Annotated in this window: 22 protein-coding genes and 1 pseudogene; 11 read left to right on the top strand and 12 right to left on the bottom strand. The window is 67.1% G+C overall.

All coding sequences use genetic code 11. The features are described 5' to 3' along the window. Positions 1–73 precede the first annotated feature (73 nt). A complete protein-coding gene (locus AR540_RS04510) occupies positions 74–1,780 on the top strand; it encodes a proline--tRNA ligase (RefSeq protein WP_059226643.1) in 1,707 nt (568 codons plus the stop codon). 16 nt (positions 1,781–1,796) lie between these two features. Here AR540_RS04510 and AR540_RS04505 read toward each other — a convergent pair whose 3' ends face one another. Next, positions 1,797–2,084, bottom strand: coding sequence for an acylphosphatase (locus tag AR540_RS04505; protein ID WP_059226642.1), 288 nt, complete (start codon positions 2,082–2,084; stop codon positions 1,797–1,799). Next, positions 2,081–3,331 carry a YihY family inner membrane protein gene (locus AR540_RS04500; protein ID WP_059226641.1) on the bottom strand — a complete coding sequence of 417 codons (1,251 nt, stop codon included), beginning with the start codon at positions 3,329–3,331 and terminating at the stop codon, positions 2,081–2,083. Before AR540_RS04500 ends, AR540_RS04505 begins: the two co-directional genes overlap by 4 nt. 91 nt (positions 3,332–3,422) lie before the next feature. On the opposite strand from AR540_RS04500, the gene arsC reads away from it, so the two are divergent. Both arsC and wrbA read left to right on the top strand, forming a co-directional pair. Next, positions 3,423–3,776 carry an arsenate reductase (glutaredoxin) gene (arsC, locus tag AR540_RS04495; protein ID WP_059226640.1) on the top strand — a complete coding sequence of 118 codons (354 nt, stop codon included), beginning with the start codon at positions 3,423–3,425 and terminating at the stop codon, positions 3,774–3,776. Beyond that, on the top strand, positions 3,773–4,372 hold the full coding sequence (wrbA, locus tag AR540_RS04490; protein WP_059226639.1) for an NAD(P)H:quinone oxidoreductase: 600 nt from the start codon (positions 3,773–3,775) through the stop codon (positions 4,370–4,372). The genes arsC and wrbA overlap by 4 nt, the downstream gene beginning before the upstream one ends. Before the next feature lie 15 nt (positions 4,373–4,387). On the opposite strand, the gene hda is transcribed toward wrbA, so the two are convergent. Both hda and AR540_RS04480 read right to left on the bottom strand, forming a co-directional pair. After that, complete coding sequence (gene hda / locus AR540_RS04485) at positions 4,388–5,092, bottom strand: DnaA regulatory inactivator Hda (protein ID WP_059226638.1); 705 nt, start codon at positions 5,090–5,092, stop codon at positions 4,388–4,390. 97 nt (positions 5,093–5,189) lie between these two features. After that, the gene (locus tag AR540_RS04480) at positions 5,190–6,269 is read right to left on the bottom strand and encodes a DUF2066 domain-containing protein (protein WP_059226637.1); all 1,080 of its coding nucleotides are present in this window, start codon (positions 6,267–6,269) and stop codon (positions 5,190–5,192) included. 273 nt (positions 6,270–6,542) lie between these two features. Between AR540_RS04480 and purM the strand changes: the two genes are divergently transcribed. The 3 genes from purM to AR540_RS04465 are packed head-to-tail and all read left to right on the top strand — an operon-like array spanning position 6,543 to position 8,998. Next, a complete protein-coding gene (gene purM, locus AR540_RS04475; RefSeq protein ID WP_059226636.1) occupies positions 6,543–7,604 on the top strand; it encodes a phosphoribosylformylglycinamidine cyclo-ligase in 1,062 nt (353 codons plus the stop codon). Beyond that, a complete protein-coding gene (purN, locus tag AR540_RS04470; RefSeq protein WP_059226635.1) occupies positions 7,601–8,269 on the top strand; it encodes a phosphoribosylglycinamide formyltransferase in 669 nt (222 codons plus the stop codon). Before purM ends, purN begins: the two co-directional genes overlap by 4 nt. Positions 8,270–8,284: 15 nt before the next feature. Next, positions 8,285–8,998, top strand: a complete 714-nt coding sequence (locus AR540_RS04465; protein WP_059226634.1) for a DUF3108 domain-containing protein — start codon at positions 8,285–8,287, stop codon at positions 8,996–8,998. A gap of 56 nt (positions 8,999–9,054) precedes the next feature. Here AR540_RS04465 and AR540_RS26355 read toward each other — a convergent pair. Together AR540_RS26355 and AR540_RS04460 are read right to left on the bottom strand one after the other, a co-directional pair. Then, positions 9,055–9,378: pseudogene (locus AR540_RS26355) on the bottom strand (GFA family protein); the annotation flags it as partial. 62 nt (positions 9,379–9,440) lie between these two features. Next, positions 9,441–9,920 carry a GNAT family N-acetyltransferase gene (locus tag AR540_RS04460; RefSeq protein WP_059227945.1) on the bottom strand — a complete coding sequence of 160 codons (480 nt, stop codon included), beginning with the start codon at positions 9,918–9,920 and terminating at the stop codon, positions 9,441–9,443. Between the two features lie 222 nt (positions 9,921–10,142). Between AR540_RS04460 and AR540_RS04455 the strand changes: the two genes are divergently transcribed. After that, positions 10,143–10,322 (top strand): hypothetical protein, encoded by a 180-nt coding sequence (locus AR540_RS04455; protein WP_059226633.1) that lies wholly within the window; start codon positions 10,143–10,145, stop codon positions 10,320–10,322. Between the two features lie 234 nt (positions 10,323–10,556). Here AR540_RS04455 and AR540_RS04450 read toward each other — a convergent pair whose 3' ends face one another. The 3 genes from AR540_RS04450 to AR540_RS04440 are packed head-to-tail and all read right to left on the bottom strand — an operon-like array spanning position 10,557 to position 14,292. After that, the gene (locus AR540_RS04450) at positions 10,557–12,782 is read right to left on the bottom strand and encodes a xanthine dehydrogenase family protein molybdopterin-binding subunit (protein ID WP_059226632.1); all 2,226 of its coding nucleotides are present in this window, start codon (positions 12,780–12,782) and stop codon (positions 10,557–10,559) included. After that, positions 12,779–13,765: an FAD binding domain-containing protein gene (locus AR540_RS04445; protein WP_059226631.1), complete on the bottom strand. Its 987-nt coding sequence runs from the start codon at positions 13,763–13,765 to the stop codon at positions 12,779–12,781. The genes AR540_RS04450 and AR540_RS04445 overlap by 4 nt, the downstream gene beginning before the upstream one ends. Then, complete coding sequence (locus AR540_RS04440) at positions 13,762–14,292, bottom strand: (2Fe-2S)-binding protein (RefSeq protein WP_059226630.1); 531 nt, start codon at positions 14,290–14,292, stop codon at positions 13,762–13,764. Before AR540_RS04440 ends, AR540_RS04445 begins: the two co-directional genes overlap by 4 nt. 317 nt (positions 14,293–14,609) lie before the next feature. Between AR540_RS04440 and paoA the strand changes: the two genes are divergently transcribed. The 3 genes from paoA to AR540_RS04425 are packed head-to-tail and all read left to right on the top strand — an operon-like array spanning position 14,610 to position 18,488. Beyond that, positions 14,610–15,278: an aldehyde dehydrogenase iron-sulfur subunit PaoA gene (gene paoA / locus AR540_RS04435; protein ID WP_059226629.1), complete on the top strand. Its 669-nt coding sequence runs from the start codon at positions 14,610–14,612 to the stop codon at positions 15,276–15,278. Continuing rightward, positions 15,275–16,255 carry an FAD binding domain-containing protein gene (locus AR540_RS04430; protein ID WP_059226628.1) on the top strand — a complete coding sequence of 327 codons (981 nt, stop codon included), beginning with the start codon at positions 15,275–15,277 and terminating at the stop codon, positions 16,253–16,255. Before paoA ends, AR540_RS04430 begins: the two co-directional genes overlap by 4 nt. A gap of 10 nt (positions 16,256–16,265) precedes the next feature. Beyond that, on the top strand, positions 16,266–18,488 hold the full coding sequence (locus AR540_RS04425) for a xanthine dehydrogenase family protein molybdopterin-binding subunit (protein ID WP_059226627.1): 2,223 nt from the start codon (positions 16,266–16,268) through the stop codon (positions 18,486–18,488). Between the two features lie 27 nt (positions 18,489–18,515). Here the strand turns inward: AR540_RS04425 and AR540_RS04420 are convergent, their stop codons facing one another. Beyond that, on the bottom strand, positions 18,516–19,841 hold the full coding sequence (locus AR540_RS04420; protein ID WP_082706907.1) for an SGNH/GDSL hydrolase family protein: 1,326 nt from the start codon (positions 19,839–19,841) through the stop codon (positions 18,516–18,518). 106 nt (positions 19,842–19,947) lie between these two features. Between AR540_RS04420 and AR540_RS04415 the strand changes: the two genes are divergently transcribed. After that, positions 19,948–20,859, top strand: coding sequence for a LysR family transcriptional regulator (locus AR540_RS04415; RefSeq protein WP_059226625.1), 912 nt, complete (start codon positions 19,948–19,950; stop codon positions 20,857–20,859). On the opposite strand, the gene AR540_RS04410 is transcribed toward AR540_RS04415, so the two are convergent. Next, complete coding sequence (locus tag AR540_RS04410) at positions 20,856–21,749, bottom strand: DMT family transporter (protein WP_059226624.1); 894 nt, start codon at positions 21,747–21,749, stop codon at positions 20,856–20,858. The two genes, AR540_RS04415 and AR540_RS04410, sit on opposite strands and share 4 nt — an antisense overlap. A gap of 22 nt (positions 21,750–21,771) precedes the next feature. Next, entirely contained in the window at positions 21,772–22,674 is a 903-nt protein-coding gene (locus AR540_RS04405) for a DMT family transporter (protein WP_059226623.1), read from the bottom strand. Between the last annotated feature and the right edge of the window lie 89 nt (positions 22,675–22,763).

Genomic DNA, 22,763 nt, shown 5'->3' with positions numbered 1-22,763 from the left:
GCGTCCCTGTACGCCCTGCCCCACCCCACCGTACAATGCCGGTCCCGTCTCGATACCGACAGACCGCCCAGCCATGCGTACCAGTCAGTTCCTGCTGTCCACCCTCAAAGAAACCCCTTCCGATGCCGTGGTGATCAGCCACCAGTTGCTGCTGCGCGCCGGCATGATCCGCAAGCTGGCCTCCGGTCTCTACACCTGGTTGCCGCTGGGCCTGCGCGTGCTGCGCAAGGTGGAAGCCGTGGTCCGCGAGGAAATGAATGCCACCGGTGCCCTGGAAGTGCTGATGCCAGCCATCCAGCCCGCCGAGCTGTGGCAGGAATCCGGCCGCTGGGAGCAATACGGCCCCGAGCTGCTGCGCCTGAAGGATCGCCACCAGCGCGATTTTTGCGTGGGCCCGACCCACGAGGAAGTCATCACCGACCTGATGCGCAACGAGCTGAACAGCTACAAGCAGTTGCCGATCAACCTGTACCAGATCCAGACCAAGTTCCGCGACGAGATCCGTCCGCGCTTCGGCCTGATGCGTGGTCGCGAGTTCGTGATGAAGGACGCCTACTCCTTCCACCTGAACCAGGCCTCGCTGCAGCAAACCTACGACGCCATGTACCAGGCGTACTGCAACGTCTTCAGCCGCCTGGGCCTGAATTTCCGCCCGGTACAGGCGGACAATGGCGCCATCGGCGGCAGCGGCTCCCATGAATTCCACGTGTTGGCCAGCTCCGGCGAAGACGACATCGCCTTCAGCGACAGCTCCGACTACGCCGCCAACATCGAGAAGGCCGAAGCCCTGCCGCGGGAAATTGCACGCGGCGCCGCCACCGAAGAACTACGTCTGGTCGATACCCCCGAGACCAAGACCATCGCCGATCTGGTGGAAAAATTCGGCCTGGCCATCGAGAAGACCGTGAAGACCCTGGTCGTGCGTGGCGCCGAGGAAGGCAAGCTGGTCGCCCTGGTGGTGCGTGGCGATCACGAGCTGAACGAAATCAAGGCGGCCAACCTGCCCGAGGTCGCAAGCCCCCTGGTGTTCGCCACCGAGCCCGAGATCCGCGCTGCCATCGGCGCCAGCCCTGGCTCCCTGGGCCCGATGAACCTGCCGATTCCCTGCATCGTCGATCGCTCGGTCGCCCTGATGAGCGACTTCGGCATCGGCGCCAACGAGGAAGACAAGCACTACTTCGGCGTCAACTGGGAACGCGATCTGCCGCTGCCGCAGGTCGCCGACCTGCGCAACGTGGTGGCCGGCGACCCGAGCCCCGACGGCAAGGGCAGCCTGGTGATCAAGCGCGGCATCGAAGTGGGCCACATCTTCCAACTGGGTACCAAGTACAGCGAGGCCATGAAGCTGTCGGTCCTGGGCGAGGAAGGCAAGCCCACCCTCCTGACCATGGGCTGCTACGGTATCGGGGTGTCCCGCGTGGTCGCCGCCGCCATCGAGCAGAACCATGACGAGCGCGGTATCCGCTGGCCGGCCGCCCTGGCGCCCTTCCAGATCGCCCTGGTGCCGATGAAGTACGAGAACCCCGCGGTGAAGGAAGCGACCGATCGTCTCTACATCGAGCTGAAAGCGGCGGGTTTCGATGTGCTGCTGGATGATCGGGACAAGAAGACCAGCCCCGGCGTGAAGTTCGCCGACATGGAGCTGATCGGCATCCCCCATCGCCTGGTGGTGGGCGAGCGCGGCCTCAACGAGGGCGTGGTCGAGTACAAGGGTCGTACCGACAGCGACAGCCAGAATGTCGCCCTGGCCGAGATCGTCGGCTTCCTCAAGGCCCGCTAAGGGCTACCGCTCCAGGTCAGGCGTCCTTGCGCCTGACCTGGAAGTCGGTCAGGCCTTCGCAGGCCACCTCTTCCAGCACCACCCCGGTCACCTGGGCCGCTGTCGGTCCCTGCCAGAGCCAGCGCTCCATATGGGTAAGTGCCTCGACCGAACCTTCCAGGTGGCACTCCACCCGGCCATCCGCCAGATTCCGCACCCAGCCGGTGACGCCCAGTCGCTGCGCCTGCTGCCGGGTACTCTCGCGATAGTAGACGCCCTGTACGCGGCCACTGATCAGGCCGCGACGCGCCGCTCTGTCCCTCATCGCGGGGCTCCCCGTTCTTCCAGCGCCGGCGGGACCTTGAGCCACTGGGCCACGCTACCGGCGAGCAGTTCATGACGTTGTGCCTGCAGCCGCGCGAAGGCTTCCCGCAACCGCGGATACCAGTCACCGGGAAAGCGCTCGGCGGGCGGCCAGCAATCCGGCGCAGGCGGCGCCCAGGGCGCGCGATCCAGCAGGTCCAGCAGCGCATAGCCATGCAGGTCGCGGCAGAGCACCCAGTGACCGCTGTCGTTCTGGCACACCAGGCGTTCCTGTTGCAGGAAGGCCAGCACCGCGTGCCACTCATGCTCCGGCAGCTTCCAGCCGGCCTGGTGCAGCCGCCCCAGGTGCAGGCTGGAGCCACTCTGCTGCCTTTCCAGAAAGGCCCGCAGCACGGCGAGCAGGATGAAGAAGGCCGGCAGCGGCGCGCGGCGCCAGTGATGGGTGGTGGACAGGCTGCAGACCACCTCCGCGCCCAGTAGCACGATTAGCCAGCACACATAGATCCACACCAGGAACAGCGGCACCGTGGCGAAGGCGCCATAGATCAACTGGTAACCGGGGAAATAGAAGACATAGAGACCGAAAATGCTCTTGGCCGCCTCGAACAGTACGCCGGTCAGGGCGCCGCCGATCAGCGCATGGCGCAGCGGCACCCGGGTGTTGGGCACGGCGGCGTACATCAGGGTGAAGGCGGCGATGCTGAACAGCAGCGGCGTGACCTTGAGCAGCGCCTGGGCGCCGGACATGCCGTAGGAGCCGAACACCAGGGCCACCGAGGCCAGGTAGGTGCTCATGGCGAAGCCGGCGCCGAGCAGCAGCGGGCCGAGGCTCAATACCGCCCAATACAGTAGGAAGCTGGACACCCCGCGCCGCGGGATACGGACTCGCCAGATGTCGTTGAAGGTCTTTTCCACCGTCACCAGCATGAAGAAGGAGGTGACCGCCAGCAGGGCTACGCCGAGCCAGGTCAGGTGCCGCGCCTGCTCGATGAAGTTGCGCAGATACTCCTCCAGCGTCGCCCCGGTAGAGGGCACGAAGTTGCGGAAGATGAAGGCCTGGATCTGGGTTTCGGTGCCTTGGAAGGCGGGTATCGCCGAGAGCATGGCGAAGGTCACGGTCATCACCGGGACCACCGCGAACAGGGTGGTGTAGGTCAGGGCCGCGGCGTTGTTGGGCGCGCGGTCTTCGATGAAGCGGTCGGCGAGATAGCGCAAGAAGGACCACAGTTCACGCAAGCGGGCCGGCATTGGCGGTTCCTCGAAAGGCACGGTCAAGGGCTGGCGCGGCGGTCCTCGCCAACCCGCTACAATGGGCATCTTACCTTCTATGGATCAGCCCATGAGTGAAATCGTCCTTTATCACAACCCGCGCTGCTCGAAATCGCGCGCGGCCCTGGAGCTGCTGCAAAGCCGCGAGCTAGCCGTATCCGTGCTGCCCTACCTGGAAACGCCGCCGGATGCCGCGACCCTGCGCGCGCTGCTCGCCAAGCTGGGCCTGGCCGCGCGCCAGTTGCTCCGCACTGGCGAGGACGCCTATCGCGAATTGAACCTCGCCGATCCGGCGCTGGACGACGAAGCCCTGATCGCGGCCATGGTCGCCCACCCCCGCCTCATCGAGAGACCCATCGCCGTGCGCGGCGAACGCGCCGTCGTCGGTCGCCCCCCCGAGCGCGTCCTGGAGATCCTGCAATGACCCCCGAAGCGTATGTCCTGGTGCTCTACTACAGCCGCCATGGCGCCACCGCCGAGATGGCCCGCCAGGTGGCGCGCGGGGTGGAAATGGGCGGCATGACCGCCCGCCTGCGGACCGTGCCGGCGGTATCCGCCGAGTGCGCCGCCGTGGCACCTGCCGTACCCGAGCAAGGCGCGGTCTACGCGACCCTCGATGACCTGCGCGACTGTGCGGCGCTGGCCCTGGGCAGCCCGACGCGCTATGGCAACATGGCCGCCGCCATGAAGTATTTCCTCGACGGCACCAACAGCCTCTGGCTGACCGGCGCGCTGGTGGACAAGCCCGCAGGCGTCTTTACCTCCACCGCCAGCCTGCACGGTGGCCAGGAGAGCACCCTGCTGTCCATGGCGCTGCCGCTGCTGCACCACGGCATGCTCATCACCGGCCTGCCCTACAGCGAGAATGCCCTGTTGGAAACCAAGGGGGGCGGCACGCCCTATGGACCGAGCCATTTCGCCGGTGCCGATGGCAAGCGCGCGCTGGACGAACAGGAGACGGCGCTGTGCCGGGCCCTGGGCAAGCGCCTGGCGACGCTGGCGGGTCGCCTGCAGCAGTAGCGGGAGCCGGCGCGGCTACCAGCCCATGATTTCCTTGACGAAGGGAATGGTGAGCTTGCGCCGCGCCTGTAGCGACGCCTGATCCAGCCGTTCGAGCATGTCGAACAGCGCATCCATGCTGCGGGTATTGCGCGAGAGGATGAACCGACCGACCTCGTCGGTGAGGTGCAGCCCACGCCGGGAGGCACGTAGTTGCAGGGCGCGCAGCTTGTCTTCGTCGGACAGCGGACGCAGCTGGAAGACCAGCGCCAGGGTCAGCCGCGACTTGAGATCGGGCAGCTGCACCGGCAGGTGCCGCGGCGCGGCGGTACTGGAGATCAGCAACCGCTTGCCGGCGTCGCGCAGCCGGTTGAACAGGTGGAAGAGTGCCTCCTCCCAGCGGCGCTGGCCCGCCAGGGCGTCGAGATCGTCCAGGCAGACCAGCTCGCACTGCTCGAGGTTGTCGAACAGCTCCACGCCATAATCGGCCAGTTCGCCCATGGGCAGGTAGATGGCCCGCTCGCCCAGTTCCTCCAATCGGTGACAGGCGGCCTGCATCAGGTGGCTGCGACCGGCGCCGGCGCCCCCCCAGAGATAGATCAGGCTTTCCGTCCAGCCGGCATCGGCGTCGCACAGACGCTCGACATAGCCGAGCGCCGCGGCATTGGCGCCAGGGTAGTAGTTGACGAAGGTGGCGTCGTCACGCAGACGAATGCCCAGGGGCAGCTGTAGAGGCATCATGCCGGCTGGAACGGCTCTTGGCGGTTACGCGAGGGCGCCAAGTCTAACCAAAACCCGGCCCCCTCGCAGCAGCCACTTCAGCGGCCGTCGCTCGCCCCTATGGCCAGCGGAAATACAGGGTCGTCCGTGCGGGCTGGGCAGTCGGAGCCGGCTGGGCCGCAGGGGCGCCCGGGGCGGCATTGGCGTCTACCGGTGCGCCCGGGATAGCCGGCGCAGCAGCGGCCGGGGCCGCGGCAGGTTGCAGGCCGGCGAGACCCAACTGCGCCTGCAACTGGTCGGGGTTGGCGGTGAGGTCGTAGGTCAGCTGAGTACCCTCGACCTTCACCAGCCGACTCGAGAGGGGTTCCAGCACCTTCTGCAACTGGGCATAGCGCTCGAAGGTGGAGTTGTCGGCCACCAGGGTCAGCGGCTGGGTGGTGCCCGGACGGGAAACGAATTTCTTCGATAGCCGCGAACCGACGTCCTGCAGGACGGCCGCCGCCAAGGCGTCCTGGTCGGCCGCCTGGCTGCTGCCCTGCTCGGCGGCGCCGCCGTTCCACAGGCGCCACTGGGCCTGCCAACCATTGCCCTGGGGCTTGGCATGCACGGCCAGCAAGGCGTTGGCGCCATAGCGCTCGGAGGCCTGGCGCAGGGCGGTGGGATCGTTGGCGTCGATGTTGGCGGCGGTGCCGGCCAGTTGCTCGGTCAGGTCAGCGATGGGCAGACGGATTGGCAAGCCGGCACGCTGGGCACCGCGCTGCACGCTGGCGCTGGCGGGCTGGCCGTCGCCCACCAGAGTCGCGCCGCCGTCGCTGTCGTTGAGCCACCAGATCATCACCACCGGGCGATTGGCGCCCCAGACGGACAAGCCGGCCTGGCCCAGCGCGCGCTCGGCAGCGGCCGGATCGAAGTTGACCACCAGCACCTCCGGCGGACCGGCGTCATAGCCGTACTGGGTGACCAGGGCTTCCGGCGCGGCCAGGGCGCTGGCCAGGCCAGGATTCTGACCGGCCTGAGGATTGCCGGTCAGCCGTGCGGCGAGGACTTGAAAGGCGCGCTTGAGGGCGGCAGTACGCTCGTCCGGCTGTTGCGAGGCCACCGGCTCGCGAACCTGATAGAGGTTGTCCACCACCTCGGCGCGGGCCAGCGGACTCAAGACCAGCAGCGAGGCGAACAACGAAAGGACGAGACGGCGCATGGCGATTCCATAGAGAGGGCAAGGGGCATACCTTAAAAGCCGCCTGTCTCGCGGGCAAGGTGCCCGCGCGGATAGCGCGAAGTCGACCCGGCCGAGCAGGCGCTTAGCAAGCAGCCAAGTTGTGACCACGCCACGGTGGCCGGGTGCCATCCCATCCCGGACCGGAGGCCACGGCTGGCCGCGTGCTTTGGCACGGCTTCTGGTAAAATCGCCCGCCTCATCGCCGGCTGGCGCCAGCCGGCTCGTTTCGCCATTCGCTAAAGGCCAGGATTCATGAGCAAACAACCCCAGCTGAGCTACAAGGACGCCGGTGTAGACATCGACGCCGGTGAGGCTCTGGTAGAACGCATCAAGGGCGTCGCCAAGCGCACTGCCCGCCCGGAAGTCATGGGCGGCCTGGGGGGCTTCGGTGCCCTGTGCGAGATCCCGGTCGGCTATCGCCAGCCGGTCCTGGTCTCCGGCACCGACGGCGTCGGCACCAAGCTGCGGCTGGCCATGAACCTGGCCAAGCACGACAGCATCGGCATCGACCTGGTCGCCATGTGCGTCAATGACCTGGTGGTCTGCGGTGCCGAGCCGCTGTTCTTCCTCGACTACTATGCCACTGGCAAGCTCAACGTCGACGTCGCCGCCCAGGTGGTGACCGGCATTGGCACCGGGTGCGAACAGGCCGGCTGCTCCCTGGTGGGCGGCGAGACCGCCGAGATGCCCGGCATGTACGAAGGCGAAGACTACGACCTGGCCGGCTTCTGCGTCGGCGTGGTGGAGAAGTCCGAAATCATCGACGGTTCCAAGGTCGCCACCGGCGACGCCCTGATCGCCCTGCCCTCCTCAGGCCCGCACTCCAACGGCTATTCGCTGATCCGCAAGATCATCGAGGTGGCCGGTGCCGACATCGAGAACATCCAGCTCGACGGTCAGCCGCTGACCGAACTGTTGATGGCGCCCACCCGCATCTATGTGAAGCCGTTGCTCAAGCTGATCAAGGACACCGGCGCGGTCAAGGCCATGGCTCACATCACCGGCGGCGGCCTGCTGGACAACATCCCGCGCGTACTGCCCGAGGGTGCCCAGGCGGTGCTCGACGTGGCCAGCTGGCAGCGTCCGGCGGTGTTCGACTGGCTGCAGCAGCAGGGCAATGTCGACGAGACCGAGATGCACCGCGTGCTGAACTGCGGTGTGGGCATGGTCATCTGCGTGGCCCAGGACCAGGTCGAGAACGCGCTCAACGTCCTACGCGCCGAGGGTGAGCAGCCCTGGGTGATCGGCCGTATCGAACAGGCCGCCGCCGGTGCCGACCAGGTGGTGCTGAACAATCTGAAACAGCACGGATGAGTTCTGCCGACTGCGCCGTGGTGGTGCTCGTCTCCGGCCACGGCAGCAACCTGCAAGCCCTGATCGACGCTGCGAGGCCACCTGTGCGGATTGCAGCGGTGATCGCCAACCGTGCCGAGGCCTATGGCCTGAAGCGGGCCCGCCAGGCCGGCATCGCCACGGCGGTGATCGATCACCGCGAGCATGCCGACCGCGACAGCTTCGACGTGGCCCTGGCGGCCGCCATCGATGCCCAGGGCGCCGATCTGGTGGTACTGGCCGGTTTCATGCGCATCCTCACGCCAGCCTTCGTGCGGCGCTACCAGGGTCGCCTGCTCAATATCCATCCCTCGCTGCTGCCGCTGTACAAGGGGCTGCACACCCACCAGCGCGCCCTCGATGCCGGCGATGCCTGGCATGGCTGCAGCGTGCACTTCGTCACCGAGGAACTGGATGGCGGCCCGGTCGTCCTGCAGTCGCGGGTGCCGGTGCAGCCTGAAGATACGGCGGAGAGCCTCGCGACACGGGTACACGCCGCCGAGCACCTCCTTTATCCTGTGGCCGTGCGGTTGTTCGCCGAAGGTCGTCTGCGGCTGGGTACCCTGGGTGCCGAGCTCGATGGCGAGGCACTGCCGCCTACCGGGGCCACGTTGCCGTCGCTGACGGCCGCAGCCTCCCTTTCCTGATCCAAGGAGAAACTGATGCGACGTCTGTTGTTCCTATTGGCCACCCTCTGCAGTGCCTCGGCCTTCGCCTTCGACCTGCAGCCGTTCACGGCCAGCTACACCGCCGACTGGAAGCAGATGCCGGTCAGCGGCTCCGCCGAACGCTCGCTGGAGAAAGAAGCCGATGGTCGCTGGGAGCTGAAGTTCGAAGCCTCCATGCTGGTGGCGGGCCTCAACGAGTCCAGCACCTTCCGCCACGAGGGCGAGGCCTTCCTGCCGGACACCTACCAGTACAAGCGCAGTGGCCTGGGCAAGAGCCGCGAGAGCGAGCTGACCTTCGACTGGGCCGCCAAGAAGGTCACCGGCAAGGACAAGGACGATCCGGTCAGCCTGCCCCTGGATCGCGGTCTGCTGGACAAGTCGACCTATCAGCTCAAGCTGCAGCAGGACGTGGCCGACGGCAAGAAGAGCATGAGCTACCAGATCGTCGATGGCGACGGCATCGATACCTATGACTTCCGCGTCATCGGCCCCGAGCGCATCCGCACCCCGCTGGGCCTGTTCGATGCCATCAAGGTCGAGCGCGTGCGCGATCCCACCAAGAGCAGCCGCAAGACCGAGCTGTGGTTCGCCAAGGACTGGGACTATCTGCTGGTGCGTCTCTACCAGCAGGAGAGCGACGGCAAGGAATACCAGACCAGCCTCAAGGAAGGCACGGTCAATGGGCGCACGGTGAAAGGCGCCAACTGATTTGAGTCTTGATCACGACGCCCTCTTCGGAGGGCGTTTTCTTTTCAGCCAGGTGATTAGCGAACGGGCGCTATTGCTGGATTCCACCAGTGCGGCCGCTGCTTCGCGAAAGAATGGAACAGGGGAGCGACTCGCTCGACCGTCCGCTCGAGACTGCCCACCGCCAGTGCGAGGGTAGGCCCCTCGTCCACCGTTCCCAAGGGCGAGGCACTGCGCGGACAGCAGGCGCGGCAGGTCGCCGCCGAGAAGCGCCAGAGCGCGGGTTCGCCCCCGGGGCCCGTCCAGCGCAGCTGGATTTTGTCCAGCTCGATACAGACCAGGGTCAGGGCGCCCGAGCATCTTCGACAGTGCCCACAGGAGCAGATGTGAGGATCACGAGGAGATCCGCGGAATCGTTAACGGATACATCCGCGGAGACAACCTCCCGGCTAGGTCAGGTCCATCAGGCGATATCTCCAGCATTCCGCTCGATCAGGCGCGCCTTCTCGTAGCGTACATCCGTACCCTCAAGCCGGGCGACCTGCTGCCACCCCCGCGCCCGGTAGAAGGCATTGGCCCGTACCGAGGAGGCACCATCGGTGACCAGCCAGATCAGGGCATGGCGCCGAAACAGGGCCGTCTCGGCGGCAGCCAGCAGCCGGCTACCGAAGCCCTGCCCCTGACGATCGGGCCGGACGAACAGGGCGAAGACCTCCCCGGCGGCCAGATCCACCATGCTGAAGCCCACCACCTCTCCGCCCAGTTCCAGTACCCAGGCACAGGGTTCGGCGGCAAGGGCCGTGGCGATGGCTTGGGGAGTGATGCCCAGGTCGGCGAGTTGCTCCTGGGTCAAGGCGTTGTCCGCCACCGCGGTGCGGATGGCGAAGAGCGCCGTCACGTCGGCCAAGGTAGCGAGACGCAGAAGGCCTCTGGATGTCTGCATGGTCACGGGGTGGAACTCGAAGGCGAAGAAAGTCGAAGGCGCGGAGCCGGCTCACCACTGGCGATGAAGCCTGGCTATCCTTCCACGACCGCGGAAACTGCGGCGGATTGTCGCAGAAGTTGTAACGGCTTGTTGCTGAGACGTGCCTTGGTCCCGAAGCGAAACGCTCTAGTATGGGGACCAAGCCCAGCCGTAGCGCGGGCTCGATCAAGGAGATACAGCATGACCATTACCGTAACCGAACGTGACGAAGACCATATGTCCCGCGAAGCCCGTGGCTTGGGCCTGCATCTCTGGGACGTGAAGCAAGAAGGTGAACTGGTCGGCGTCTACCAGAGCGAGGCCGCTGCCCTCGAATACAAGGAACAGATCGAGCACGAAGGCGCGTCGCACGCGGAGTGAGTCGACAGGTTTCTTGATTGACTGCCTGAAAAAGGCCCGTCTCTTGGAGGCGGGCCTTTTTCGTTTCAGGGTGGGGTAAGGACGAAGAAGCCCAAGGCCCCTTTGTTCAGCGATGCACCGATCTATCCTCACCCCAGCCCTCTCCCGGAGGGAAAGGGAGTGGTCTGGTGCAGGTGGGTGTTGCTTGGGTTTGGCCGAGAAGGCTCCATTACCGAAGCCCCACGACCTACCTTCCTAGTGCAACAGCTCGTCGGCGAACACCTTGTCCAGGGTGAAGGGCAGATCCCGGACCCGCTTGCCGGTGGCGTGGAAGATGGCGTTGGCGATGGCTGCCGCCACCCCGACGATACCGATCTCGCCGATGCCCTTGGCGCCTAGCGGATTGACGATCTCATCGTGCTCCTCGACGAAGATCACCTCTAGTTGCTGGATGTCGGCCTGCACCGGGAAGTGATATTCGGCGAGGCTGTGGTTCATCCATCGACCTTCGGTGGTGTCCATCATTCCCTCTTCCTGCAGGCCCATGCCGATGCCCCAGACGATGCCGCCGGCCACCTGGTTCTCCCCGGTCTTGAGGTTGAGGATGCGGCCTGCAGCCACCGCCGTGACCACGCGACTGACCTGGACGCTGCCGAAGTCCTCATCGACCTTGACCTCGACGAACACCGCCGAGTGGGTACCGGTGGCGTAGTCGTCACGGCCTTCCGCCGGTTCGGCGCTGGCCAGGGTTTCCATGGACGGCGAGCCCGAAGCCTTGAGGATGGCGGTGAAGTCGACGCGCTGGGCCGGATCGGTCTTGAGGCTGATACCGCCGTCGGCGAACACCACCTGCTCCAGTTCGGCCTTGGCCAGCGGGGAGTCGTCCATTTCCTTGGCAGCATCCAGCAGTTGCTGACGCAGCTGGTCGCAGGCCAGTTTCACGGCGGTGCCCACCGAGGAAACGGTAAAGGAACCGCCCTCGAGGGGTGCCTTGGGCAGGGTGGAATCACCGAGCTTGAAGGTCACCTTGTCCAGCGGCAGACCGAGATTCTCGGCGGCGATCTGGGTCATCACCGTATAGGTGCCGGTGCCGATGTCGGCCGTGGCACTGGCCACCACCAGGCTGCCGTCGATGTTCATCACCGCCTTGGCGGTGGCGGGTTGCTGCATGGCTTCCCAGACCCCGGTGGCCATGCCCCAGCCCACCAGCTGGTTGCCGTCGCGCATGGAACGCGGCGCCATGCTGCGCTGCTCCCAGCCGAAACGCTCGGCCGCCTGGCGATAGCATTCCAGTAGTTCCTTGCTGGAATAGGGCTTGCCCTTGGCCGGATCCGTGTCGGTGAAGTTGCGGATGCGCAATTCCAGCGGATCGATGTCAGCGGCATAGGCCAGTTCGTCCATGGCGCTTTCCAGCGCATAGACGCCCAGCACCGCGCCGGGGGCGCGCATGTCCAGCGGGGTGTAGACGTCCAGCGCGGCCAGTTGATAGGCCAGCTTGACGTTGGGGCAGGCATAGAGCGAGGCGGACCAGACCAGCACCATCTCGGTGAAGTCTTCGAAACGCGAAGTGATGCCCAGGGCGCTGTGGTCGATGGCCTGCAGCTTGCCGTCCCTGTCGCAGGCCAGCTTGATCTGCTGGTAGGTCTCGGGACGATAGCCGAAGGTGAACATCTGTTGGCGGGTCAGGGTCACCCGCACCGAGCGCTTGAGCTGCAGCGCCGCCATGGTCGCCAGCACCAGTTGGTACTGGGGCCGCAGACCGGAGCCGAAGGCCCCGCCGACGAAGGGCGAGATGACCTTCACGTCACCCTCGCCCAGGCCGAAGATGCTGCTGACGAACTGGGCGCTGTTCTGCACGCCCTGGGTCTTGTCGTGCACCGTCAGCTTGCCGTCCTTGTGGTAGATGACGGTGGAGGCGTGCATCTCCATGGGGTTATGGAATTCCGCCGCGGAGTGGTACTCGGCCTCGATACGCACGGGCGCAGCGGCCAAGGCAGCCGGGGCGTCGCCGCGATTGTCCGGCAATTCCATGGGCGCTTCGTGGGCCTGATCGCGGGCCTTGGCCAGGTCGGTGGCGTGGTCTTCTTCGCTGTAGCGAGCGCGGATCAGCGAGGCGGCGTGGCGGGCGGCTTCGAAGGTCTCGGCCACCACCAGGGCGATGGGCTGGCCGCTATAGAGGATGCGGTCGTTGTACAGCGGCCGGAAGGGCTTGCCGTCGGCCGCGTCCATGTCGGTGTAGCTCTCGTCGTAGCTGGCCATCTTGGGCCGATTGAGATGACTGAGCACCTCGATCACCCCGGGCTGAGCCAGGGCTTCGCTGACATCCAGGTCGAGCAGGCGACCCTTGGCGATGGTGGCGTTGACCACGAAACCGAAGGCCAGATCCGGCACGCTGAATTCGCCGGCATAGAGCGCCTGGCCGGTGACCTTGAGCGGTCCATCGACGCGGGGAACGGCTTTTTGCAGATGGACGACGGTCATTGCAGGGTACCTCCGGCGGCTTCGGTAAGGGCACGCACGATGGCGCGCCGGGCCAGTTCGATCTTGAAGGCGTTGTGGGCGAAGCCCTGGGCGCCTTGCAGCAGGCGATCGGCCAGTTGGCCAAAGGCCGCCTTGTCCGCCATCTGACCGATCACGGCCTGCTCGGCCTCCGGCAGGCGCCAGGGCTTGTGGGCCACGCCACCCAGGGCGACGCGAACCTGCCTGATCCGGTCGCCATCCAGCTCCAGCGCCGCCGCCACCGAGACCAGGGCAAAGGCATAGGAGGCGCGGTCGCGGATCTTCAGGTAGGCGCTGTGGGCGGCAAGGCTCTCGGCCGGCAGGGTCACGGCGGTGATGAGTTCGTCGGCGGCGAGGTTGGTGTCGCGCTCGGGGGTGTCGCCGGGCAGCCGATGGAAGTCGGCGAAGTCGATGACACGCTCGCCGTTCGGACCGCTCACCTCGACCCGGGCTTCCAGCGCAGCCAGGGCCACGCACATGTCCGAGGGGTGGGTGGCGATGCACTGCTCACTGTGGCCGAGGATGGCATGGATGCGATTCTGCCCTTCACGGGCGCCGCAGCCGGAGCCAGGTTCGCGTTTGTTGCAGGGCGTGCCCACGTCATAGAAGTAGTAGCAGCGGGTGCGCTGCAGCAGGTTGCCGCCCGTGGAGGCCATGTTGCGCAGCTGTGGCGAGGCGCCGGCGAGGATGGCCTTGGCCAGCAGCGGGTAACGACGCTGCACCTCGGGGTGATAGGCCACCTCGGCATTCTTGACCAGGGCACCGATGCGCAGCCCACCTTCGGCGGTAGTCTCGACCTCGCGCAGGGGCAGGCCGTTGACGTCGATCAGTTGCTCGGGGCGCTCGACGTTTTCCTTCATCAGGTCCAGCAGGTTGGTGCCGCCGGCGATGAAATGGGCCTGGGGGCCATGCTGGCGGATGGCATCGGGCACGGCGTTGGGCTTGGCATAACCGAAGCGGTTCATTCGCGGCCCTCCCCTTGCTGGCAGTCTGGACGCGCCCGCTCGATGGCGGCGCGGATGTTGCGATAGGCCCCGCACCGGCAGAGATTGCCGCTCATCTGCTCGGCCACCTCGGCGTCGCTGTGGGCGTGGCCTTCCTTGAGCATGCCGATGGCCGAACAGATCTGGCCAGGGGTGCAGTAGCCACACTGGAAGGCGTCTTCGGCGACGAAGGCGGCCTGCATGGGATGCAGTTGCTCGCCCTGGGCCAGGCCCTCGATGGTGGTGACCTCGGCGCCGTCCTGCATCACCGCCAGGGCCAGGCAGCTGTTGATGCGAGTGCCATTGACCAAGACGGTGCAGGCGCCGCACTGGCCATGGTCGCAACCCTTCTTGGTGCCGGTCAGGTCGAGGTGGTCGCGCAGCAGGTCCAGCAAGGTGGTCCAGGGCTCGACCGCCAGTTGCAACTGCTTGCCGTTGAGGGTCAGGGCGATGGTATGGGACTCGGGTTCGGCCAGCGGCTGGAGCTGGCGCGCGGGGGTGGCGTTCATGGCGGACCTCACGGTTAAAGCCGCGGGGTGCAGATTGCCCCCGTGGTCGGAATAGGCGGTGGCAGCGAAAGGCCACCTCAGGTAAGGGACAGACGCCGACCGGAAGCGGTTCAGCACCCCTGCCCAGCGGTATTCAACGTGACGTTGAAAGTCGCTCAGCGAAGCGCTGAGAGTGCCAATCCAGAGCCCTTCTCAAGGGGCAGGACACATTCGGTATGCCGCCTGCTCGGGCCGGCAGCCCAATGGGCTGAACCCCACTGGCACCGGGGTAGTCATCAGAACTCCCGTGATGTGCCCCTAACGATGAGAATCCGACCATGGCTTCCGACTCCGATGCACGCTGGCGCCTGTCGCGGCGGCAGTTCCTCGGCACCTCCGCGGTGCTGGTGGCGACCAGCGCCATTCCCGGCTACACCTTCGCCCAGGCCAGCGGTGGCGCGCCCCTGACGCCCCAGGCCATCGCCGCGCGTCTGCCGCAGCTGCTGCCGCTGACCCTGCAGATCAATGGCGAGGCGCGCAGGCTCAAGGTCGACAGCCGCACCACCCTGCTCGATGCCCTGCGCGAGCACCTGCACCTCACGGGCACCAAGAAGGGCTGCGACCATGGCCAGTGCGGCGCCTGCACGGTGCTGGTGAACGGCCAACGCATCAACAGTTGCCTGAGCCTGGCGGCCATGCACGAAGGCGACGCCATCACCACCATCGAGGGACTGGGCCAGGCAGAGCGCCTGCATCCGATGCAGGCGGCCTTCCTGGCCAAGGATGGCTTCCAGTGCGGCTATTGCACGCCCGGGCAGATCTGTTCGGCGGTGGCCCTGCTGGAGGAGGTCAAGGCCGGCATGCCCAGTCACGTCTCGGCGCGTCTCGACGGCCCCATGACATTGAGCGAGGAAGAGATCCGCGAGCGCATGAGTGGCAATCTCTGCCGCTGCAGCGCCTATCCCAACATCGTCGCGGCCATCCAGATGGCGGGGGGCCAGGCATGAGAGTCTTCGACTATCGGCGCGTGCAGAGCGAAGCCGAGGCCAGCCGCCAGGGGGCCGAGGCCGGCAGCCGTTTCATCGCCGGCGGCACCAATCTGCTGGATCTGATGAAGCTGGAGATCGAAACGCCCAGCCAGGTACTGGACATCAATCGTCTGGCACTGGATCGCATCAGCCCTACCGCAGAGGGCGGCCTGCGCATCGGTACCCTGGTGCGCAACTCCACCCTGGCCGCCGACCCCCGGGTACGGGCGCGCTATCCGGTGCTCTCCCGCGCGCTGCTGGCCGGCGCCTCGGCGCAACTGCGCAACAAGGCCACCACCGGCGGCAACCTGCTGCAGCGCACTCGTTGCTCCTACTTCTACAACACCGCCATGCCCTGCAATAAACGCCAGCCGGGCAGTGGCTGCTCAGCCCTGGGCGGCTTCAACCGGATGAACGCCGTCATCGGCACCAGCGACCAGTGCATCGCCGTGCACCCCTCCGACATGGCAGTGGCCATGCGGGTCCTCGATGCTACGGTGGAGACCCGCGCGGCCGATGGCCGCACTCGACGCATTCCTATCGCCGACTTCCATCGCCTGCCCGACGATACCCCACAGATCGAGACGGTGCTGCAACCCGGCGAACTCATCACCGCCGTGACCTTGCCGCCACCGCCGCCCGGCATCCAGGTCTATCGCAAGGTGCGCGATCGCGCCTCCTATGCCTTCGCCCTGGTGTCCATGGCCGCCATCGTCGAGCTGGACGGCATGCGCATCCGCAGCGCTCGCGCGGCCTTCGGCGGCCTGGCGCACAAGCCCTGGCGGGTGGCGGCGGCCGACCAGGCCTTTGCCGGCCAGACCGTGGACAGTGATCTGGCGGCCGTGGGCGATGCCCTGCTCGCCGGTGCCCGTGGCTATGGCCACAACGACTTCAAGCTCGAGCTGACCCGCCGCGTGCTGCGCGCCGGGGTGGCCGATGCCCGCCAACAGGCCTGAGGACAGCGCCATGGAAATGAATGAACCCGCTGGCCGCAACCTGATCGACGAGAATCGCGGCGGCCTGATCGGCAAGCCCATCGACCGCGTCGACGGCCTGCTCAAGGTCACCGGCCAGGCGCCCTACAGCTTCGAATTCCGCAACGACCGCGTAGCCTACGGCTTCATCGTCGGCGCCACCATCGCCAAGGGCCGCATCCGCCGCCTGGACACCTCCGCCGCGGAGAGCGCGCCGGGCGTGCTCAGTGTGCTGACCTATCGCAATGCGCCGCGCCAGGCCGCCCGCGAGCCGGACAACAGCGGCCGCTTCACCCGGCCCAAGCCCTACCTGGACAGCGACCAGGTGCGCTATTTCGGCGAACCTGTGGCCTTCGTGGTGGCCGAGACCTTCGAGGAGGCGCGCCTGGCCGCGGCCCTGGTGGAGATCGACTACGCCGCCGAGCCGGGTGTCTTCGACCTGGCGGCCAACCTTGGCCAGGCGGTGAAGCCGCCGGATGCCGACCAACCCACCGACACCGCCTCGGGCGATGTCGACGCCGCCTTCGCCCGGGCGCCGATCAAGCTCGACGAGCGCTACACCACGCCCTACCACATCCATGCGCAGATGGAACCCCACGCCAGCCTCGCCCAGTGGGACGGCGACCGGGTGACCATCTATTGCTCCACTCAATTCGTCGAGCAGGCGCAGAGTTGCGTGGCCAATACCCTGCAATTGCCCAAGGAAAACGTCCGCATCGTGGCGCGCTACATCGGCGGCGGCTTCGGCGGCAAGCTGCCGATCTATGCCGACGCCCTGATCGGCGCCATGGCCGCCCGTACCATCGGCCGCCCAGTCAAGGTCACCCTGACCCGCCAACAGATGTTCCAGATCACCGACCATCGCTCCGCCACGGTGCAGCGCATCCGCCTGGGCGCCGACCGCGATGGCCGTATCCAGGCGATGGCCCACGAAGGCTGGTCCCATTCCGCTCGTGGCCTGACCTACTACGAGCCCACCGGCCTGTCCTCGCGCACCCTCTATGCCGGCGACGACCGCCTGGTGGCACACCGCATGGTCGAGCTGGACCTGCCCGAGTCAGGCTCCTGCCGGGCGCCCGGCGAGGCCGTGGGCATGCTCGCCAGCGAGAGCGCCATGGACGAGTTGGCGGTCATGCTCGATCTCGATCCCATCGAGCTGCGCATCCGCAACGAACCCAGCCAGGACCCGGAAAAGCACATCCCCTTCTCCTCCCGCAAGCTGGTGGAGTGCATGCAGGACGGTGCCCGCCGCTTCGGCTGGAACAGGCGCCAGGCCAAGCCCGGTCAGCTACGTGACGGTGACTGGCTGATCGGCATGGGCATGGCGGCGGCCAGTCGCGCCAATATGCTCAGGCCGTCCCAGGCCGGGGTTCGCCTGGAGGCAGACGGCACGGCCACGGTCAAGACCTCCATGACCGACATCGGCACCGGGACCTATACCATCCTGGCGCAAATCGCCGGGGAATCCCTTGGGCTGCCAGTGGAGCGGGTCAAGGTCCTGCTGGGCGACAGCGACGACCCCGCCGGGGCCGGCTCCGGTGGTTCCTTCGGTGCCGCCAGCTCCGGCTCCTCGGTGTACCTGGCCTGCGAGAATCTACGCCTGAAGGCGGCCGAGGCGGCTGGTCTGGACCCAGCCAGCGCGCGCTTCGTGGGAGGTCGATTGATCGCCGACAACGGCAGTCGCGACCTGGCCGAACTGGCCCGCGAGCACGATCTCCAGGCCATCGGCGAGATCAAGCCGGGGCAGACGCTCAAGGACTATTCCCAGCAGGGCTATGGCGCCTTCTTCGCCGAGGTGGGGGTGCATGCCCTCACCGGCGAGATCCGCCTGAGGCGCATGCTCGGGGTATTCGCCGCCGGGCGCATCCTCAACGAGAAGACCGCTCATTCGCAGATGCTCGGCGGGATGATCTGGGGCGTCGGCAGCGCGCTGCATGAAGACGGAGTGATCGATACCCGCCACGGCCACTTCGTCAATCGTGACCTGGCCGACTACCACTATCCCAGCCACCTGGACATCCCCGCCATCGAGGCCCATTTCCTGCCGGAGCTGGACGACAAGGCCAATCCGCTGAAGATCAAGGGCGTCGGTGAACTGGGGATCTGCGGCGCCGGGGCGTCCCTCACCAACGCCGTCTACAACGCGTGTGGGGTGCGCATCCGCGACTATCCGCTGACGGTGGACAAGGTGCTGGCGGGAATGCGGATGGTCTGAGAGCCTGACGCCAGGCCGGGGCGGGCCTCAGGGCTGTGGGCGCGGCACGGGAACGCTCTCGCTGCCCGGTAGCAGCGCCGCCAGGTCCACCGCCGCGGCCAGGGCGCGATTGCCCGCGTCGCCCGGGTGCAGATGATCACCGGAGTCGTACGCGGGCGCGAGCCGCGTCGGTTGGTGGGGATCGCGCAGCGCGGCGTCGGCATCCAGCACCGCATCGAAGGCGCCGGCCGTGCGGATCCAGGCATTGAGGCGCTGGCGCAGCTCTTCCTTGGCGGGCTGGTAGTAGTCGGCCAGGGGCGTGTCCGGTAGCGCGTCGGCGAAGGGCGTCAGGGTCGCACCCATGACCCTGAGTCCCCTGGCATGGGTGCGCTGGATCAGCTGTCGATAGCCGGCAATGAGTTCCTCCAGGGTCGGTCGCGAAGCCGTACGGGCGAAGGCGGTCCCCGGCCAGGCGATGTCGTTGATGCCCAGCAGCACGATGACGCTGGCCACACCGGGCTGTGCCAGGACGTCACGGTCCAGGCGGTCCAGCGCCTTGACCCCCATGCCGTCGCTCAGCAGCCGCGCCCCGGAGATACCGGCGTTGACCACCGCCACGCCCTGGGGCGCCAGGCGTTCGGCGAGGACGTCCGGCCAGCGCTGGTCTCGATCCAGAGTGGCCGTCGCGCCGTCGGTGATGGAGTCGCCGATGACCACGACACTGCGACCAGCCGCGGTCGTCTGCACCTGGATACCCGCCAGCAACGGTCGCGCAGTGGTCTCTACCGCCTTGTCGCCAGCGTCCGGGCGCAGAGCACGGGTCCGATCGCCCGGCACGATCCAGCCGGTCTGGCGGCCATCCCAGTGGAAGGTGGTCATGGGCGTGCGCCGTGGCAGGTAAAAGCTGACGACGACCTGGGCCAAGGCCGCGACTGGCAGGGCGACGGGATCGCTGAGCAACTCGCCGCCCGCGGGGATGACCGAGGTGGGCTGACCGCCGAAGGTCACCGCCTTGAGACTGGCCGCCACGACACTACCCGCCGTCGCTGCCGGCAACGCCAGGGTCACCGGCCCGAGGGGAACGGGCTGCCGGCCATAGGCATTGGAAAACAGCACCCGCACCCGTTCGCCGCCGAGGCTCAGCCGCGCGACCTGGCGTACCGTCTGGTCATTCAGGAGGTGCGGCAGCTGCGTGGGAAACAGGAAATCCTCCCCCCAGACCGGTTGGGGACTGGCCTGCCAGCTCGCCACCCAATGGCTGGAGCGAGTGTCTTCGGCAGCCTCCACACGGCCACCGGCCAGCAGGCCAGTCATCAGGGCACACAGCAGTGAGCCGGCTTTCGCCAGACTTGGAGAAAGGGGAAGAACGGTCATCGTCGGGCTCCAGAACGGGAAAGCTCCATCCTGCCGTTGCATGCCAAAGGCGAATAGACTGCCCGCAGGAACAGCATTGATGAACTGAATTCAAAGGAGTGCAGGGATGAGCGTCAATCGCTTCGGCGAACTGGAGGTCTTCGTGCGGGTGGTCGAAGCCGGCGGCTTTTCCAGCGCCGCCCGGGCCAGCGGCCTGACGCCCTCCGCGGTCAGCAAACTGGTCACCCGGCTCGAACAGCGCCTGGGCACCCGCCTGCTCAATCGCTCCACCCGCCAGTTGCGCCTTACCGCCGAAGGCTGCGCCTTCTACGAGCGCGGCGTTCGTCTGCTCGCCGATCTGGAGGAAGCCGAGCGCTGCGGTAGCGCGGGCAGCGCGCCGCGCGGACGCTTGCGCATCAACGCCAACGTGCCCTTCGGCCACCATGTGCTCTTGCCCCTGCTGCCCGACTTCCTCGCCCGCTATCCCGAGGTGACCCTGGACCTGGTACTCACCGACGAGGTGGTCGACCTGCTGGAGCACCGCACCGACGTGGCCATCCGCGCCGGACGGCTGAAGGACTCCCAACTGGTCGCCCGCCGACTGGGGACGACGCCCATGCTGATCGTCGGCGCCCCCCGCTATCTGGCACGCCAGGGCACGCCGACCACGCCCGACGATTTGCTTAGGCATAACCGACTGGGCGCGAATTACGCCCGGGCGCAACCCGGTTGGCCGCTGCACCAGGGCGCCGAGCTCCTGACCCTGCCGCTCTCGGGCACGGTCCAGGCCAGTGACGGCGAGGCCTTGCGGCATCTCGCGCTGGCCGGCGTCGGCCTGGCGCGGCTGGCGGCCTTCCAGGTCGCCGATGATCTCGCCACGGGTCGCCTGCAGGCGGTGCTGCAGGACTGCAACCCCGGCGACCGCGAGGAGATCCACGCCGTCTACCTGGGCCAGGGCGGCCCGATGCCCAAACGGATACGCGTCTTTCTCGACTTCCTCGCCGAACGCGTGGTCCTGGCCGAGCCTGAAGCCGGCTAGCGCGCCTTCCTGCCGGTACGGGTCGCCAGCAGCACCCCGCCGATGGCGATCGCCATGGCGCCCCAGGCCAACGGCGGCAGGGTCTCGTCCAGCAGCAACCAGGCGGTCAGGGCGGCGCCCGGTGGGACGCAGAAGAACAGCGCGCTGACTCGCGCTGCCTCGCCGGCGCGGATCATCCACACCAGCAGGCTGATGGCCAAGAGCGAATTGGCCAGCACTAGGTAGGCCAGGGCACCGACGAAGGCCGGCGCCCAGTGCACCGGGCTGTGCTCGAACAGCAGCGCCACGGGGGCACAGCAGACCAGGCCGACGCTGTACTGCACCAGGTTGTTGGTCACCGGATGCTGGGCCACGCCCAGGCGCTTTTCGTAGAGCACTGCGCTGGTCATGCCCAGCAGCGCGCCGACCGCCAGGAAGATGCCCGGGACGGACTCCACGGCGACGCTGGCCCGCGCCAGAATCACCCCGATGGCGCCGAGCAGGCCCAGGGCCAGCCCCAGCCACTGCAGCGGCGCCACCCGCTCGCCCACCAGCAGCGGAGCGCCCAGGGCCACCAGGATCGGCTGCAACGAGGCGACCATGGCCACCACGTTGGCCGAGGCACCCAGCACCAGGGCGCCATAGCTCATGCCGAAATAGACGCCCTGGATCAGAAAGCCCACCACGGCAAGATTCGCCCATTCCCGCCGCGTACGCGGCAGGGGCGGACGCAGAATCAGGAAAGCCACCAGCAGCACGCTGAATGCCAATGCATAACGCATCGCCAGCAGGGTGAAGGGCGGCGCATAGGCCAGGCCCACCTTGGACACGGCGAAGCCAGCGGACCAGAGGGCCAGGAACACCAGGGGGATGAGACGCAGCAGCCAGGGATTCAGCGGGGTGGACGACATCGGATTCTCGAAGCCAGGCGAATCAGCAGGACGCCACTCGCGAGCGGGAAGGATAGCTGACGATCAGCAGACCGCTGAGCACCAAGGCCGCACCGGCGAGAAATCCCGGCCCCGGTGTTTCGTTCAGCAACCAGACGCCCATCAGCACGCCGAACAGTGGCGTCATCAAGGTCAGCACGCCCAGAGGTGCGGCGCGATAGCGGCTGAGCAGCACGAACCAGCCCAGCAAGCTGATGCCGGCGACGATGAATACCTGGAACGCCAGGCTCGACCAGGCCAGGGAATCCAGCGCGGCCAGATTCAGTCGCTTGCCGAGCGGCAGGGCCAGCGCCAGCAGCAGCACGCCGGTCACCCCGAGTTGATAGAACAGGGTCCGCAGCGGCGGCGCCTCGGCCAGGGCGCTGCGGCGGATCAGCACCGTGGTGGCGCCCCAGCAGGCGCCGCCGAGCAGGCCGATGAGATCGCCCTGCCAGCTCGCCCCATTAGTCGGCTTGCCGACCAGGAACGCACAGACCACCCCACTTCCCGCCAGCGCGATGCCCAGCCACTGGCGCGCCGACAGCCGCTCCCCAGGCACCAGCCAGTGCAGGCCGCAGGCCGCGAACAGCGGTGCGGTGTAGATGAACACCACCATGTGCGCAGCGCTGGTGTACGTCAGGCCCACCGCCATGCAGAGGAATTCCAGGGCGAACAACGAGCCGGCCAGCAGACCGGGCACCAGCGTCTGGTCCCGGCCCAGGCAGCGGATGCCACGCCAGCGCGCCAGGCCATAGAGCAACCCGGCCGCCAGCAGCGAGCGCCAGCCGATCTGCAACAGCGGATCGACCTGCTCGGCGATGGACTTGATCGCCGTCTGTTGCAGCCCCCAGACCAGGCAGAGCATCAACATGGCCAGCACCGCCGTGGCATCCAGCTCCTTGCGCATGATCGTCTTTCCAGGAAAAAGTGAGCCTGCATGGTGACGGTGGCTGAATAGGTCGGACAAACGATGTTTAATGGGCGTCAGGCTCAGGA

Source organism: Pseudomonas sp. EpS/L25 (genome assembly GCF_001512295.1).
Taxonomy (GTDB): Bacteria; Pseudomonadota; Gammaproteobacteria; order Pseudomonadales; family Pseudomonadaceae; genus Chryseomonas.
This window is presented reverse-complemented; position numbering and strand designations above follow the sequence as displayed.